This window comes from Photobacterium sanguinicancri, from assembly GCF_024346675.1.
GTDB classification, from domain to species: Bacteria; Pseudomonadota; Gammaproteobacteria; order Enterobacterales; family Vibrionaceae; genus Photobacterium; species Photobacterium sanguinicancri.
The window spans coordinates 3,532,903-3,547,213 of sequence record NZ_AP024850.1 but is presented as its reverse complement, the minus strand read 5'-3'; the positions used below and the strand labels follow the sequence as shown (position 1 = coordinate 3,547,213).

Annotated in this window: 14 protein-coding genes; 11 read left to right on the top strand and 3 right to left on the bottom strand. The window is 45.8% G+C overall.

Features of this window, described 5'->3' with window-relative positions:
• Window positions 1–191: 191 nt before the first annotated feature.
• The 3 genes from pckA to hslR form a co-directional block, all read right to left on the bottom strand.
• Entirely contained in the window at window positions 192–1,823 is a 1,632-nt protein-coding gene (gene pckA / locus OCU87_RS16340; protein WP_094956290.1) for a phosphoenolpyruvate carboxykinase (ATP), read from the bottom strand.
• A gap of 323 nt (window positions 1,824–2,146) precedes the next feature.
• Entirely contained in the window at window positions 2,147–3,022 is an 876-nt protein-coding gene (gene hslO / locus OCU87_RS16335; protein ID WP_062690370.1) for an Hsp33 family molecular chaperone HslO, read from the bottom strand.
• Window positions 3,023–3,047: 25 nt separating this feature from the next.
• Complete coding sequence (gene hslR / locus OCU87_RS16330; protein WP_239928731.1) at window positions 3,048–3,455, bottom strand: ribosome-associated heat shock protein Hsp15; 408 nt, start codon at window positions 3,453–3,455, stop codon at window positions 3,048–3,050.
• A gap of 294 nt (window positions 3,456–3,749) precedes the next feature.
• On the opposite strand from hslR, the gene gspC reads away from it, so the two are divergent.
• Genes gspC through OCU87_RS16275 form a run of 11 tightly spaced genes read left to right on the top strand, consistent with a single transcriptional unit; the run spans window position 3,750 to window position 14,309 of the window.
• Window positions 3,750–4,652: a type II secretion system protein GspC gene (gspC, locus tag OCU87_RS16325; protein WP_062690350.1), complete on the top strand. Its 903-nt coding sequence runs from the start codon at window positions 3,750–3,752 to the stop codon at window positions 4,650–4,652.
• 38 nt (window positions 4,653–4,690) lie between these two features.
• Complete coding sequence (gene gspD, locus OCU87_RS16320; RefSeq protein WP_094956289.1) at window positions 4,691–6,715, top strand: type II secretion system secretin GspD; 2,025 nt, start codon at window positions 4,691–4,693, stop codon at window positions 6,713–6,715.
• Window positions 6,715–8,208, top strand: coding sequence for a type II secretion system ATPase GspE (gene gspE / locus OCU87_RS16315; protein ID WP_094956288.1), 1,494 nt, complete (start codon window positions 6,715–6,717; stop codon window positions 8,206–8,208). The genes gspD and gspE overlap by 1 nt, the downstream gene beginning before the upstream one ends.
• Entirely contained in the window at window positions 8,208–9,428 is a 1,221-nt protein-coding gene (gspF, locus tag OCU87_RS16310; protein WP_062690352.1) for a type II secretion system inner membrane protein GspF, read from the top strand. The genes gspE and gspF overlap by 1 nt, the downstream gene beginning before the upstream one ends.
• 20 nt (window positions 9,429–9,448) lie before the next feature.
• A complete protein-coding gene (gene gspG / locus OCU87_RS16305; RefSeq protein WP_062690353.1) occupies window positions 9,449–9,883 on the top strand; it encodes a type II secretion system major pseudopilin GspG in 435 nt (144 codons plus the stop codon).
• Between the two features lie 26 nt (window positions 9,884–9,909).
• The gene (gene gspH / locus OCU87_RS16300) at window positions 9,910–10,494 is read left to right on the top strand and encodes a type II secretion system minor pseudopilin GspH (RefSeq protein WP_062690371.1); all 585 of its coding nucleotides are present in this window, start codon (window positions 9,910–9,912) and stop codon (window positions 10,492–10,494) included.
• Entirely contained in the window at window positions 10,491–10,850 is a 360-nt protein-coding gene (gene gspI / locus OCU87_RS16295) for a type II secretion system minor pseudopilin GspI (protein ID WP_062690354.1), read from the top strand. The genes gspH and gspI overlap by 4 nt, the downstream gene beginning before the upstream one ends.
• Window positions 10,837–11,505, top strand: a complete 669-nt coding sequence (gene gspJ / locus OCU87_RS16290; RefSeq protein WP_094956286.1) for a type II secretion system minor pseudopilin GspJ — start codon at window positions 10,837–10,839, stop codon at window positions 11,503–11,505. Before gspI ends, gspJ begins: the two co-directional genes overlap by 14 nt.
• Window positions 11,506–11,513: 8 nt before the next feature.
• Window positions 11,514–12,533, top strand: a complete 1,020-nt coding sequence (gene gspK / locus OCU87_RS16285; protein WP_390960844.1) for a type II secretion system minor pseudopilin GspK — start codon at window positions 11,514–11,516, stop codon at window positions 12,531–12,533.
• On the top strand, window positions 12,502–13,836 hold the full coding sequence (gene gspL, locus OCU87_RS16280; RefSeq protein WP_261857562.1) for a type II secretion system protein GspL: 1,335 nt from the start codon (window positions 12,502–12,504) through the stop codon (window positions 13,834–13,836). The genes gspK and gspL overlap by 32 nt, the downstream gene beginning before the upstream one ends.
• Window positions 13,833–14,309, top strand: a complete 477-nt coding sequence (locus OCU87_RS16275; protein WP_261857561.1) for a type II secretion system protein M — start codon at window positions 13,833–13,835, stop codon at window positions 14,307–14,309. The genes gspL and OCU87_RS16275 overlap by 4 nt, the downstream gene beginning before the upstream one ends.
• Window positions 14,310–14,311: the final 2 nt, after the last annotated feature.

The following is a 14,311-nucleotide window of genomic DNA, read 5'->3' as shown; positions in this document are numbered from 1 at the left end:
ATAACTCAAATTAATGTAGATAGTTCAGAGTGGCGTAAAAGCGGAGATCAGGCAAGCTGTTGAGCACAAAAGCATGAAAGCTATCTGCGCGTAGCGTGTGTTGGCCCTATATCTGAATGAAATAGGTCGCGTGAAAATAAAAAAAGCCCCTTTTATAAGGGGCTTAGGTATCCATTTAATGCGGCGGATAATTAGTCGACTTGCGGACCTGCAGCCACTAATGATGCACCTTCAGTTGTATCTGTGTACTTCTCGAAGTTGTTGATAAAGCGCTGGGCTAGATCGTCAGCTTTACTTTGCCACTGAAGTGGATCAGTGTAAGTGTCGCGAGGATCGAGGATCGCAGGATCAACTCCTGGTAGCGAGGTTGGCACTTCTAGGTTAAAGATTGGAATGTCTTTGGTTTCAGCAGTATCAATCGAGCCATCAAGGATCGCATCAATGATGCCACGCGTATCTTGGATAGAAATACGTTTACCTGTACCGTTCCAGCCTGTGTTCACTAGGTAAGCTTCTGCGCCTGCCGCTTCCATACGTTTCACTAAAACTTCCGCGTATTGCGTTGGGTGAAGTGTTAGGAATGCATTACCGAAACATGCCGAGAAAGTGGGTGTTGGCTCCGTGATACCACGTTCAGTACCTGCTAGTTTAGCGGTAAAGCCTGATAGGAAGTGGTACTTAGTTTGCTCTGGTGTCAGTTTAGATACTGGCGGTAAAACCCCGAATGCATCAGCCGACAAGAAAATAACTTTGTTAGCATGACCACCTTTCGATACTGGCTTAACAATGTTTTCAATGTGGTAGATCGGGTAAGAAACACGGGTGTTTTCTGTTTTCGAGTTGTCGTCGAAATCAATGGCACCGTCAGCACGAACCGTTACGTTTTCTAGCAAGGCATCGCGACGGATAGCGTTGTAGATATCAGGTTCAGCTTCTTTAGATAGGTTGATGGTTTTTGCGTAACAGCCGCCTTCAAAATTGAAGACACCGTTGTCATCCCAACCATGCTCATCATCGCCGATTAATGCACGTTTAGGATCGGTCGATAATGTCGTTTTACCTGTGCCTGAAAGGCCGAAGAACACCGCAACATCGCCATTTTCGCCCATGTTGGCAGAACAGTGCATCGATGCGATATCTTGCAGAGGAAGGAAGTAGTTCATCATTGCGAACATGCCTTTCTTCATTTCACCGCCGTACCAAGTACCGCCAATGAGCTGCATTTTTTCTGTGAGGTTAAAGACGGTGAAGTTTTCAGAGTTCAGACCTTGCTCTTCCCACTTCTCGTTGGTGCACTTCGCGCCATTCATTACGACGAAATCAGGCTCAAAGCTTTCTAATTCATCTTCTGTGGGGCGGATGAACATGTTTTTTACGAAGTGTGCTTGCCATGCAACTTCAGTGATAACACGGATACATAAGCGAGTATCAGGATTAGCACCACAGTAACCGTCGATAACAAAAAGACGCTTGCCAGAAAGTTGACCTGTTACTAGGGTTTTCAGGTCGTTCCAAACATTTTGGTCAATAGCTTTGTTGTCGTTCTTGCCTTGGTCGGCCCACCATAGGGTATCGCGGGTCGTATCATCTTTTACGATGAATTTATCTTTTGGCGAACGGCCTGTGAAAATACCTGTATCGACTGATACTGCACCAAGCTCAGTCACGATACCTTTTTCGTATCCTTCTAAGCCAGGTTTAGTCTCTTCTTCGAATAAAACTTCGTAAGAAGGGTTACGTACTACTTCTGTAACATTATTGATACCGTATTTAGACAGATCCATGTTTTTTGCAACCTTTTTTTCGACGTTCATGACGGTCATAGGTGCTCCTTGGGTAAGATGTAGTTTAACTGTTGACCATGCTAACAACCCTAAATGGGTAATTCAGGGAGGTTTATCAAAAATTAACCATTAACTTGTTAAGGCTAAGTAATTTTATTTAATGCTATTGGGGTTGTTAGTTTACAGGTGTGTTACGCGTTTGCGCTAGGTCTCGAAATTAATATTTCTCTTGAAAAAAGCGATATTTAGGCGTGAAAAATGAATGTAAGGCAGGGCTAGAAGTGTGCTTCAGTTAAAAAAATAGCCGAATTAAATTCGGCTATTATCATTTTTTCTGTCAGTTAATACGGGACAAAAATTAATCAGTGTACTTGGTTGTCGCCTGTTGTTGCATTTTCATGCAGCGCTGCAACGTCAACACTATCAAAGTCATAGGTTGTGCCACAGTAATCACAGTGTAAAGAAACCTTACCGTCTTCCGCTAAGATTTTCTCTACTTCTACTCGCTCAACCGAACAAATTGCCGAAGCGCTACGTTCACGTGAACAACCACAGTGGAATTCGACGGGTTGTGGTTCAAACAGCTTCACTTCTTCTTGGTGATAGAGACGGAACAGAACGTCTTCTGCTTTTAAGCCAAATAGTTCTTCGTTCTTCACTGTGCTGGTGAGTTGAGACAGGTGATCGAAATCATCAGCACTACCTTGGCCATCCGGCATGATTTGTAACAACATACCTGCTGCCATCGCTTTTTCTTCGTGCTCACCAACGCGCAGGATAATTTGCGTTTTTAGCTGTTCAGAATTAGCGAAGTAACCTTCAAGGCACTCAGCCAGTGTTGTACCTTCAAGGCCAACAACACCTTGGTAGCGTTCACCTTTTGTTGGGGTGATGGTAATAACCATATGGCCTTTACCAAGCAGATCGTGGATGTTACCTGTCGTTGGTACATCTCCTTCCCAACGAGCCACACCGCGCATTTTTTGGTCGTGATCACCATTGATCACTGCCAATTTGATCGGGCCGTCACCTTGAAGCTGAACGGTAATTGAACCTTCGAACTTTAAAGTTGCCGTAAGAAGGCTAGTTGCAACGAGGAGTTCACCAAGCAAGCTTTGTACCGGTGCTGGGTATTCCTTGCTGGAAATGATTTGTTGGTAGGTGTCAGCAAGCTGTACCAATTCACCACGTACAGAAACACCTTCAAATAGGTAACGATAGAGACTGTCGTTTGTCATGTTCATGTCTTCTCCAGCAGGTAATTTAGTTACTGCTCTTAAATTTAATTATATCGCGTCGTTGTTTCTTATCAGGACGTTTCTCAGGACTTGGATTATCAAAGGCGTTGAGCTTACGCAATTTAGCATGCTCTTCGCGTTGTTTAATGCTGTCTTCTGTTTCCTGATACAAAGTTTGTGCTTCGGGAGCGCCGCGGCGAGCACTCGACAATTTAATGATAACGATGGTTTTTTCTTCATTACCTTGTCGTATTCGAACTTCAGCACCAAGTTCAACCACTTTGCTTGGCTTTGAACGTTGGCCGTTGTAATGCACCTTGCCACCATCAACCATATTACGGGCGATTGAGCGTGTTTTATAAAAACGGGCAGCCCAAAGCCATTTATCTAGGCGAACTTGGGTATCTTCTGATGCGCTTGAACGGTTGCTCACAACGTGCTCCTTACCAAAATTTGGCGCTAAAAATAGCATATTACTGCGATAGCGTCAGCTGTGGGTTAAGACAAGTAAATGGTGATATATGATCGAGTTTTCAACGCTAAAATGGGAATTAATTCTCCTAAATGGCTAGTCTATTGATAGCTAGTGTGTTTTTTTCGTGATCTGCTCTGGTATATTACGTGGATCATGCAAAGAATAGCTGTGTACTGTCCTGTCTCAGAGTATTCTGTATCGTCCGTCACACATATAACGTAGCTTTATAAAACAACTCAATACGGATTTTATATGGTTGTATCAAAATGGTTGGGTATGTTGCCCAACAAAAGACCCGTTTCTACAAAAACATTAACCCGCGGTATAACGTGGCTTTTGGTGGTGATGTTTGCATGGATCCTTGGGCGTTTAATTTGGGCTGCGGTACAACCCACTACGGCGGTTTCACGTTGGCAACCGCAAGTTCAAGCATCGGCAAGCAGTCAGCAAGCTGGTTTAAAAGTGTCTGATATTCTTGCGATGAATCTTTTTGGTAACTATCAGCAAGGTGCGGCAGTTGTTAAACAAGAACCTGTTAAGCAAGATGCCCCTCAAACACGGCTGAATTTACGTTTGGTTGGGGTTGTTGCGAGCTCTCAGACCAAAACGACTCTTGCTGTTATCGCGCATCAGGGAAAACAAAACACCTACGGCTTGAGCGAAGCAATTGATGGTACGCGTGCAACATTGCAAGCTGTGTATGCGGATCGTGTCATTATTCGTAATAGCGGGCGAGATGAAACTTTGATGCTTGATGGTGTGGAATTTGGTAAAGCCCAGTCACGAGCTGCACCTGTTTCTCGAGCTAAGCCACAAACGAAAGATCGCCAAAGCAATGTATCCGGTGAGCAACTGAGCAAGATTAAGCAAGAAATCCTCGATAAGCCGCAAAACCTCTTTAGTTACATTCGCCTTTCTCAAGTTAAAAAAGATGGTGATCTGATAGGTTACCGCGTTAACCCTGGTAAAGAGCGAGTGTTATTCGACGCCGTTGGTTTAAAAGCCAATGATTTAGCCGTTAGCTTAAATGGCAATGATTTAACCGATCCAACCGTGATGGCGAAGCTCTGGACTGAGCTATCTCAAGCGACCAGTTTTACTTTGACAGTAGAGCGTGAAGGTCAGTTACACGATATTTATATTGAGTTGCAGTAGCAACCAAAGCAAGCATGCGTAATACGCAGGAGAGATTAGTGAAAAGATGGATGAATAAGCGCGCTTGGCTGCTACTTGGTAGTTTGCTATGTGGCACCGTATCAGCCAGTGAATTCAGCGCCAGTTTTAAAGGTACTGATATTCAAGAGTTCATCAACATAGTTGGACGGAACCTTGAAAAGACTATCATTGTTGATCCTGCGGTTCGTGGACAAGTCAATGTGCGTAGTTACGACTTGCTTAATGATGAACAGTATTATCAATTCTTCTTAAATGTATTGGAAGTCTACGGTTTTGCTGTGGTTGAGATGGAGAACGGTGTTCTTAAAGTTATTCGTGATAAAGACGCCAAGATTTCAGCCATTCCCGTTGTAGATGGCAAAGACGGAGTAACGGGTGATGCGGTTGTTACTCGTGTTATTGCGGTACGTAATGTTTCGGTACGTGAACTGTCGCCGCTACTACGCCAGCTGAATGATAATGCCGGGGCGGGTAACGTCGTGCATTACGATCCTGCGAATATCATTATGATCACGGGTCGTGCCGCGGTGGTGAATCGCTTAGCGGAAATCATCGAGCGTGTAGACCGTGCAGGTGATAAAGATATCGATGTAGTGGAACTCAATAATGCTTCTGCTGCTGAAATGGTGCGTATTGTTGAAGCGTTAAATAAAACGGCCGACGCTAAAGCCACCCCAAGTTTTCTTCAGCCTAAATTAGTGGCAGATGATAGAACCAACTCAGTCCTTTTATCTGGTGACCCTAAAGTACGCGCGCGCTTAAAGCGCTTGATCCGTCAGCTTGATAAAGAGATGGCCTCATCGGGTAATAACCGCGTGGTGTATTTAAAATATGCCAATGCAGAAGAGATGGTCGATGTACTTAAAGGTGTATCTGACAATATCCAGTCAGAAAAAAAAGGTAACAGTGCGAAAGGCGGTTCGTCATCAAGTAAAGATACAGTGATGATATCTGCTCATGCGGATACCAATGCCTTAGTTCTGACCGCGCCGCCTGATGTGATGCGTGCCCTAGAGAATGTGATCGCTCAGCTGGATATTCGTCGTGCTCAGGTACTGATTGAAGCCATGATTGTTGAAATCTCAGAAGGTGACGGTGTTAACTTCGGTGTGCAATGGGGGTCTGAGCAAGGTGGCGTGGTGCAATTTGCTAACTCTGGCGTACCGATTTCACAATACGCGATTGGTTTGAAAGAAGCCGAAGATATCAAAGGGTCAACCACCACCACGGTTAACTCTACGGGTACAGTTACAACCACGACACCAGATAAAAACGGTGACTACAGCACCTTGGGTAAAGCTCTTGGTGGTGTTAATGGTGCCATGATGGGGATTGTATTGGGTGACTGGACTATGTTGGTCAATGCGGTATCAACCGACAGTAACTCAAACATTCTATCTAGCCCGAGTATTACCGTGATGGATAACGGCGAAGCGTCATTCATTGTTGGTGAGGAAGTGCCTGTTGTTACGGGCTCCGCTTCAAGTTCGAATAATGACAACCCATTCCAAACCATCGAACGTAAAGAAGTGGGTGTCAAACTGAACGTGACGCCACAGATCAACGAAGGTGATTCGGTTCAACTGAAAATCGAGCAAGAAGTCTCGAGTGTCTTAGGTGCTAATGGCGCAGTCGATGTCCGTTTTGCTAAGCGTCAGCTGAATACCTCGGTGTTGGTACAAGATGGTCAGATGCTTGCTTTAGGCGGTTTGATTAACGAAGAGACCAAAGAGAGTGAATCAAAAATTCCAATCTTGGGCGATATTCCTGTCTTAGGGTATTTGTTCAAATCGACCAATACCACCACCAGTAAAACCAATTTGATGGTCTTTATTAAACCAACCATTATCCGTGATGGTGTGACCGCTGATGGTATTACTCAACGTAAATACAACTACATCCGAGCAGAGCAACTGTATAAAGCCGATCAAGGCTTGAAGTTGATGCCGAATACACAAATTCCAGTGATACCAAAATATGGCGAAGACATTGCTTTGCCTGCTGAAGTACGTGCATTTGTGGCGCAGTTGGAGAAGCAGTAATGAGTACCTTTGCTGCTGATACGCAGCCGTACTTTCGTTTACCTTTTTCGTTTGCTAAGCGCCATAAAGTGGTGCTTGAAGCGAGTGAAGAAGGTTGGCTATTACTGTATTCAGGCACGCTATCTGCCACTGTGTTGGCTGAAGTGCGCCGTGTTGCTGCGCGGGGGTTTACTCCCGTAGCACTGGATGCGAAAGCCTTTGAATTGAAGCTGACAGAAGCGTACCAACGTGACTCTTCAGAAGCGCGTCAATTGATGGAAGATTTAGGCTCTGATGATGATTTCTTCTCATTAGCAGAAGATTTACCTGAAACTGAAGATTTGCTTGAATCCGAAGATGATGCGCCGATCATTAAATTGATCAATGCCATGTTAGCGGAAGCCATCAAAGAAGCTGCGTCAGATATTCATATCGAAACCTTTGAAAAAGTGCTGTCGATCCGTTTTCGGATTGATGGCGTGTTACGTGAGGTACTACAGCCAAGCCGTAAACTGGCACCGCTACTTGTTTCGCGGATCAAGGTTATGGCGAAACTTGATATCGCTGAAAAACGCGTACCACAAGATGGTCGTATCTCTCTGCGTATCGGTGGCCGAGCCGTGGATGTCCGAGTTTCGACTATGCCGTCGTCTCATGGCGAGCGCGTGGTATTACGTCTATTGGACAAGAATGCGACCCGCCTTGATTTACATAGCTTGGGTATGACCGCTGCTAACCATGCTAATTTCCGTAAAATCATCGATCGGCCGCATGGCATTATCTTGGTAACAGGCCCTACAGGTTCGGGTAAATCCACGACCTTATACGCAGGCTTGCAAGAGCTTAACAGCCAAGAGCGCAATATTCTGACGGTGGAAGACCCGATTGAATTTGATATCGATGGGATTGGTCAAACCCAAGTGAATACCAAAGTCGATATGACTTTTGCTCGGGGGCTTCGTGCCATCTTGCGTCAAGATCCTGATGTGGTGATGATTGGTGAGGTTCGAGACTTAGAAACTGCCGCAATTGCCGTTCAGGCATCGTTAACGGGCCATATGGTGATGTCTACGTTGCACACCAACACGGCGGTAGGTGCAATCACCCGCTTACGCGATATGGGGATTGAACCATTCTTAGTGTCATCGTCGCTATTGGGCGTGTTAGCGCAACGTTTAGTGCGTACCTTGTGCAAGGAGTGTCGTGACCCGTACGAAGCGAATGCGGAACAGAAAAAGCTGTTTAATGTGCCAGAGCAGGAATCATTAACCCTGTACCACCCTGTTGGTTGTGAGCACTGTAATAATAAAGGTTACCGAGGGCGTACAGGTATTCATGAATTATTATTAATTGATGATCGAGTACAAGAACTTATTCACGGTGAAGCCGGTGAACAAGCGATTGAACGTGCAGTACGAGAATACACGCCAAGCATTCGTGATGATGGCCTATCGAAAGTACGCCTAGGAATTACTACGCTTGAAGAAGTCATGCGAGTAACCAAGGAAAGCTAATGGCGGCATTTGAATATAAAGCGCTTGATACTAAGGGCCGACAGAAAAAAGGGGTCTTGGAAGGGGATAATGCCCGCCAAGTACGCCAGCAATTGCGTGAAAAAGGTTTGATGGCCACCGAAGTGGTGCAAACCAATGAGCGAGAAAAGAAAAAAGCGAGCAGTAGTTTTTCTTTTCGCCGTGGTATTAGCACGCATGACTTGTCTCTGATCACCCGCCAGTTAGCCACTTTAGTACAAGCGGGGATGCCGCTAGAAGAGTGTTTAAAAGCGGTGGCAGAGCAAAGTGAAAAGCCACGATTGAAGAATATGCTATTAGCGGTGCGTTCGCGTGTTGTTGAAGGTTACACCTTATCTGACAGTATGGCGGAATACCCGCATGTGTTTGATCAGTTATTCCGTGCCATGGTGGCGGCAGGTGAAAAATCAGGGCACCTCGATACGGTGTTGAATCGCTTGGCGGATTACACTGAAAATCGTCAGCAAATGCGCAGTAAGCTACAACAAGCGATGATTTACCCTACCATGCTAACGTTGGTGGCCGTGTCTGTGGTGGCTTTCTTGTTGGCGACAGTGGTTCCGAAAATTGTCGATCAATTTGTGCAGATGGGTCAGCAGTTACCGGGTATTACCGAAGTCTTACTTGTTGCCAGTGACTTTGTGCAGAATTGGGGCATCGTGGTGGTGATTGTCATCATTGCCATCGTTATGGGTATTAAAACCGCATTGAAGAGGCCTGATTTCAGATTACGCTGGGATCGCTGGGTACTGAATATCCCGGTGATAGGAAAAGTGGCTCGTGGGTTAAACACCTCTCGTTTTGCGCGTACCTTGTCTATTTGTACCTCTAGCGCCATTCCATTGCTGGACGGAATGAAGGTGGCTTCTGATGTGATGACCAATACTTGGGTTAATCAACAAATTCTGGAGGCGTCAGACAAAGTGCGTGAAGGGTCAACGTTACGTATCGCCCTTGAGCAAACCAAGCTATTCCCACCCATGATGTTACACATGATTGCCAGTGGTGAGCGCAGTGGTGAGTTAGAACAGATGCTCACACGGTCGGCGGATAACCAAGACCGTGACTTTGAATCCCTCGTCAATATGGCGCTAGGGGTATTTGAACCCCTATTAATTGTAGCGATGGCAGGCATTGTCATGTTCATCGTTATCGCTACTTTAATGCCGATCATTGAACTCAATAATATGGTCGGAATGTAATTCTTTTGGAGGTTAAGTTAATGCAACGCAAACAACGTGGCTTTACGCTGCTCGAAGTTATGGTCGTGATTGTGATCCTAGGGGTGCTGGCAAGTTTAGTCGTACCTAACTTACTAGGTAACAAAGAAAAAGCCGACCAACAGAAAGTGGTAACGGATATTAGTGCTTTAGAGCAAGCATTGGATATGTATAAGTTGGATAACAGTGTTTACCCAACGACAGACCAAGGTCTTGATGCGTTAGTGTCTAAGCCGTCTTCAAGTCCAGAGCCGCGTAACTACCGTAACGGCGGTTACATCAAGCGACTACCTAATGACCCTTGGGGCAATGAGTACAATTACGTGATGCCAGGTGAGCATGGCGCGGTTGATATCTTCAGCTTAGGTGCTGATGGTCAAGAAGGCGGTGAAGAAGTGAATACTGACATCGGTAACTGGAACATGCTGGACTTTTAAGTCTGAGCGATGTTGGTAAAAGAATGATGATGAAACGTGCTGCGGGCTTTACGCTGATTGAAATCATGTTGGTACTGGTGCTGTTAGCAAGCAGTGCTGTGGCCGTGATTGCGACTCTCCCTGAGCGTCATGATGATAAGGCGAAAGAAGAGGCGGCGCGTTTCTTTCAACTAGTGCAGCTTCTTGGTGAAGATGCACTGCTTAACGGAACGGATTTCGGTATTCGCATTGAGCGCCACCGTTATCAGTTTCTTGAGCTAACAGGTACAGAGTGGCAGCCCATGAAAGAATCTCGCTATTTCAGTGAGGTTGAAGTGGGGGATGACATCACGCTGGAAGTTGAATTAGGTGGCTATGCATGGCAAGACAATGATCGCTTGTTTAAGCCTGGCTCTTTATTCGATGAAGACTTGTTTGCTGACCAAACTGATAAGAAGAAAATAAAGCCGCCGCAATTGATTGTTATGGCTAGTGGGGAGTACACCCCGTTTAGCTTAGCGTTTGAGATCGACGGCGAGAATGAATTTTGGCAAGTGCGCGCAGACGAACTTGGAGAGCTGTATTTATTAGCACCTGGTGAAGAAATGCCAGAAAGGAAATCACGTCGATGAAGACCCAACGCGGGATGACGTTACTTGAAGTGCTAGTGGCACTCGCGGTGTTTGCAACAGCTGCGTTGAGTGTGATGAAAGCGGTCACTCAGCATATTAATACCATGGGCTATCTGGAAGAGAAAACCTTCGCCGCCATGGTGGCGGATAATGAATTAGCCCGTTTACAGCTGAGTGGCAAGATCCCGACATCGAGTAAGCGTGGGGAAAGTGAATTTGCAGGCCGCAAATGGTATTGGACAGTATCAAGTACCAAAACAACAGACGGCTACCTACGACAGTTAGAAATGGTTGTTGCGACAGATAAAGACCGTAAGCAATCAGTAGTGACAGTGAGAACGTATGTTGCCAACTAAACAAGCCCCTTGTCGCTCATCCCATTTTCAGCAAGGTTTTACACTTCTTGAAGTGCTGGTGGCTATCGCCGTTTTTGCGATGTTGAGTTTATCAGCGTACCAAGTACTAAATGGTGTCCAGCGCAGCGATGAGCAATCTCGCGATCACAACGCGCGGCTTAAAGCAATCCAGCGTATGAGTGTGATGATGGATAACGACTTTCGTCAAATCGTTGCCCGTAAAACCCGTAGCCAGGGTGAGAAGCCAAGTGATAAATATTTGTTAGCGGGTGAGTATGTGCTGGATTCCGCCAGCGAAGGGATCATGTTTACGCGCCTTGGGTGGCAAAACCCACAGCAAATGTTTCCACGGGGTGAAGTCGTGCGCGTTGGTTATCGTGTTATCGACGATAAGCTAGAGCGAGTGTGGTTTCGCTACCCAGACAATGTCGCGGGTGCAGAACCGCTGGTTCGTGAGGTATTGGCCGATGTGACTGCGCTGTCGTTTCGTTTTTTTGCTGATAAAAAGTGGACTGATAAATGGGAACAAGCAGGTAGCTTACCGCAAGGTATTGAAGTGCGGTTGACGTTAAAAGACAGAGGCGAGATTGAGCGCGTATATTTGGTGCCACAGTCAGGCTTAGCGCAAACCAATAGCGAGGATGATAACCAATGAGTCTTCGCATGAAATCACCGAAAGGCAAACAGGGCGGTGTCGCATTAATTGTTGTATTGATGCTATTGGCCATGATGACCTTGTTGGCGGTGCAAATGACGGAGCGTCTTCACCACAATTTCTATCGAGTAGAAAATCAAATTCAGCACCAGCAAGCGTATTGGTACAGCGTGGGATTGGAAGCATTGGCAAAAGTCGCCATCAAAGAAGGGATTGATGATAGCGATACGGTGAATTTAAGTCAGGCATGGGCAACCAAAGGTCAGCGTTACCCACTCGAAGGTGGTGATGCTGTGGGTGATATTCTCGATCGCCAAGCGTGTTTTAACCTTAATGCCTTGTCGTCGGTAGCGCCTGAAGCTGATCGCAGTACCAAACCCTATTTGATTAAAGTACTACAAGCATTATTGGAAGAATCGGGAATTGAAAGCTATGAAGCTGAAGTGATAGCGGAATCGACATGGGAATTCGTCGACCCCGATGACACAGTACAATCCGCCTTCGGGGCGGAAGATAGCACCTACGAAGGCTTTAAACCGGCATACTTGCCTGCTAATCATTTTATAGCAGATGTGAGTGAGCTAAGAGCCGTTAACGGAGTAACAGCGAAAGCCTTTAACCAAGTAAAGGGTGCTGTCTGTGCATTACCCGTTGATACGTTCAAATTGAATGTGAATACCGTTAGCGAAAATAATGCTGCGCTACTTGCTGCGTTATTCACCCCTGAATTATCGGTGTCTGACGCTAAGACATTATTATCCAATCGCCCTTATGATGGCTGGCAAAATGTAGATGATTTTTTTGCTGAAGGGGTGATTGCTCGTATCGATGGTGCGACGCAGTCTAAAGCGAAAGAACATATTGATATTAAAAGCGACTACTTTCAGCTGGATGCTGAGATCCTAGTGGATCGCGCCCGAGTTCGCGTCGTGGCCTTGCTTAAACGTGACGAACAAAAACAGGTGACGGTTGTACGTCGCCGTTATGGAGGAATCAGTGAGCGAGTTGCTGACAATCAGGCTAAGTAGCCGTCCTGACCAACCTGTACATTGGTTGGTGTGGTCGTCACAGCAGAATGAAGTGATTGCTTCAGGGCAGCTAAGTGATATGACCCAGTTAAATGAATTAGCTGATTATGCAGCACAGCGCCAAGTGCTGGCGTTGGCACCTGCACAAGATATTTTGCTAACCCAAGTTGCGATTCCTACCGGAAGTGGCCGTCAATTAGCTGCTGTCCTGCCCTTCTTACTTGAAGAAGAGTTAGCACAAGATATCGATGCCTTGCATGTGCACCTACTGAAACGTGACGGGGATATTGCCCATGTTGCGGTTGTTGAACATAAACGTATGCAAGCATGGCTTACAGCGCTTAATGATGCCGGTATGGAAGTGAAAAAACTCCTACCCGATGCTTTATGTTTACCGCTTTTTGAGCAGGGTTATTGTGCTGCGCAGTTGGACGAACAGTGGCTGGTTCGTCAATCAGAAACACAAGGTGTAGCCGCGGAAGCAAGTTGGTTAGGTAGTTGGCTATTGGCTCAAAATGCCCCCATTATTGCGACGGCAGATCTTGATAACGCAGATGTTGATGATTCTGGTGATATGGCAGCTTCGGTAGATACAGATGAAGCCGATAAGCTTGTAACTGAGACCAATATCGTTGCTGAAGCACATATTCCAAATGCGGCTGATATTGTTATTCATCACTTTACGCCTAAGCCTGAAAATATCCCGTGTCAGTGGAAAGCAGAAACGCCAGAATTAGTGATGGAGCTTTTAGCTAAAGGGGCAGAAGAAACCAAGCTTAATATGCTGTCTGGTCCTTATAAAGCACAGTCAGCATGGCGTAAATATATTAAGCCGTGGCGGAAAGTCGCGATTGCGGCAGGCTTGGTACTGGTAGCCATGTTAACCGAGCACGTTTTATCAGTACAAAGTATGGAGCAACAAGCCCAAGCATACCGAACTGAAAGCGAGCGTATTTTCCGTCAGGTATTACCTAATTTTCGTAATATCCCAACGCAGAGTTATTTGAAGCGCCAAATGGACAGCGAATTAGCGCGTTTAGGTGGCGGTGGAAACCAAGAAGGTTTATTGCCTTGGCTAGCGCAACTAGAACCCATTTTTAAGAAGGTACCGCAAGTCGCGTACACCAATTTAAAATACGACCAAAACCGGGGTGAATTACGCTTACAAGCCACGGCTGCAGAATTCCAACATTTTGAGCAATTACGAACATTACTTGCTGCCGAGTTTACGGTACAGCAAGGGCAATTAAGTAAAGAAGGTAGTCAAGTGAATGGTGCTGTCGTGCTAAGGAGAAAGTCATGAAATCATGGTGGAAAGCCCTCAGCCTTCGCGAACAGCGCTTGATGCTTGGCGCCGGTGGTGCATTGTTGATTGCTATTTTCTATTGGGGCTTATGGCAACCTTTGGCTACGCGTGCTGATGTGGCGCAACAGAGGATCAATAGTGAACGTCAGTTACTTAGCTGGGTGAGTAAGAAAGCCAATAACATTATCAGTTTACGTGGTAATGCATCAAGCAGCGCTGGGATCAGTGACAAAGGGTTAAATCAAGTTGTTAATGAAACTACGACTCGCTTTCGCATTGAATTGATCCGTATGCAGCCGCGAAGCGAAGCTGTTCAAGTATGGGTGAAGCCCGTACCGTTTAATACCTTAGTGAATTGGTTGGCCTTTTTACGTGATGAACATGGTATTGATGCGCAGTTTTTAGATATTTCGAAAGCCGATCAAAACGGTGTGGTCGAAGTGAACCGTTTACAGCTGGGTCGAGGTTAAGT

Bases quoted from the DNA above. Each gene is read 5' to 3' on its own strand.
- pckA (WP_094956290.1), bottom strand. From the start codon at position 1,823: ATGACCGTCATGAACGTCGAAAAAAAGGTTGCAAAAAACATGGATCTG.
- hslO (WP_062690370.1), bottom strand. From the start codon at position 3,022: ATGACAAACGACAGTCTCTATCGTTACCTATTTGAAGGTGTTTCTGTA.
- gspC (WP_062690350.1), top strand. From the start codon at position 3,750: ATGGTTGTATCAAAATGGTTGGGTATGTTGCCCAACAAAAGACCCGTT.
- gspE (WP_094956288.1), top strand. From the start codon at position 6,715: ATGAGTACCTTTGCTGCTGATACGCAGCCGTACTTTCGTTTACCTTTT.
- gspF (WP_062690352.1), top strand. From the start codon at position 8,208: ATGGCGGCATTTGAATATAAAGCGCTTGATACTAAGGGCCGACAGAAA.
- gspG (WP_062690353.1), top strand. From the start codon at position 9,449: ATGCAACGCAAACAACGTGGCTTTACGCTGCTCGAAGTTATGGTCGTG.
- gspH (WP_062690371.1), top strand. From the start codon at position 9,910: ATGATGAAACGTGCTGCGGGCTTTACGCTGATTGAAATCATGTTGGTA.
- gspI (WP_062690354.1), top strand. From the start codon at position 10,491: ATGAAGACCCAACGCGGGATGACGTTACTTGAAGTGCTAGTGGCACTC.
- gspJ (WP_094956286.1), top strand. From the start codon at position 10,837: ATGTTGCCAACTAAACAAGCCCCTTGTCGCTCATCCCATTTTCAGCAA.
- gspK (WP_390960844.1), top strand. From the start codon at position 11,514: ATGAAATCACCGAAAGGCAAACAGGGCGGTGTCGCATTAATTGTTGTA.
- OCU87_RS16275 (WP_261857561.1), top strand. From the start codon at position 13,833: ATGAAATCATGGTGGAAAGCCCTCAGCCTTCGCGAACAGCGCTTGATG.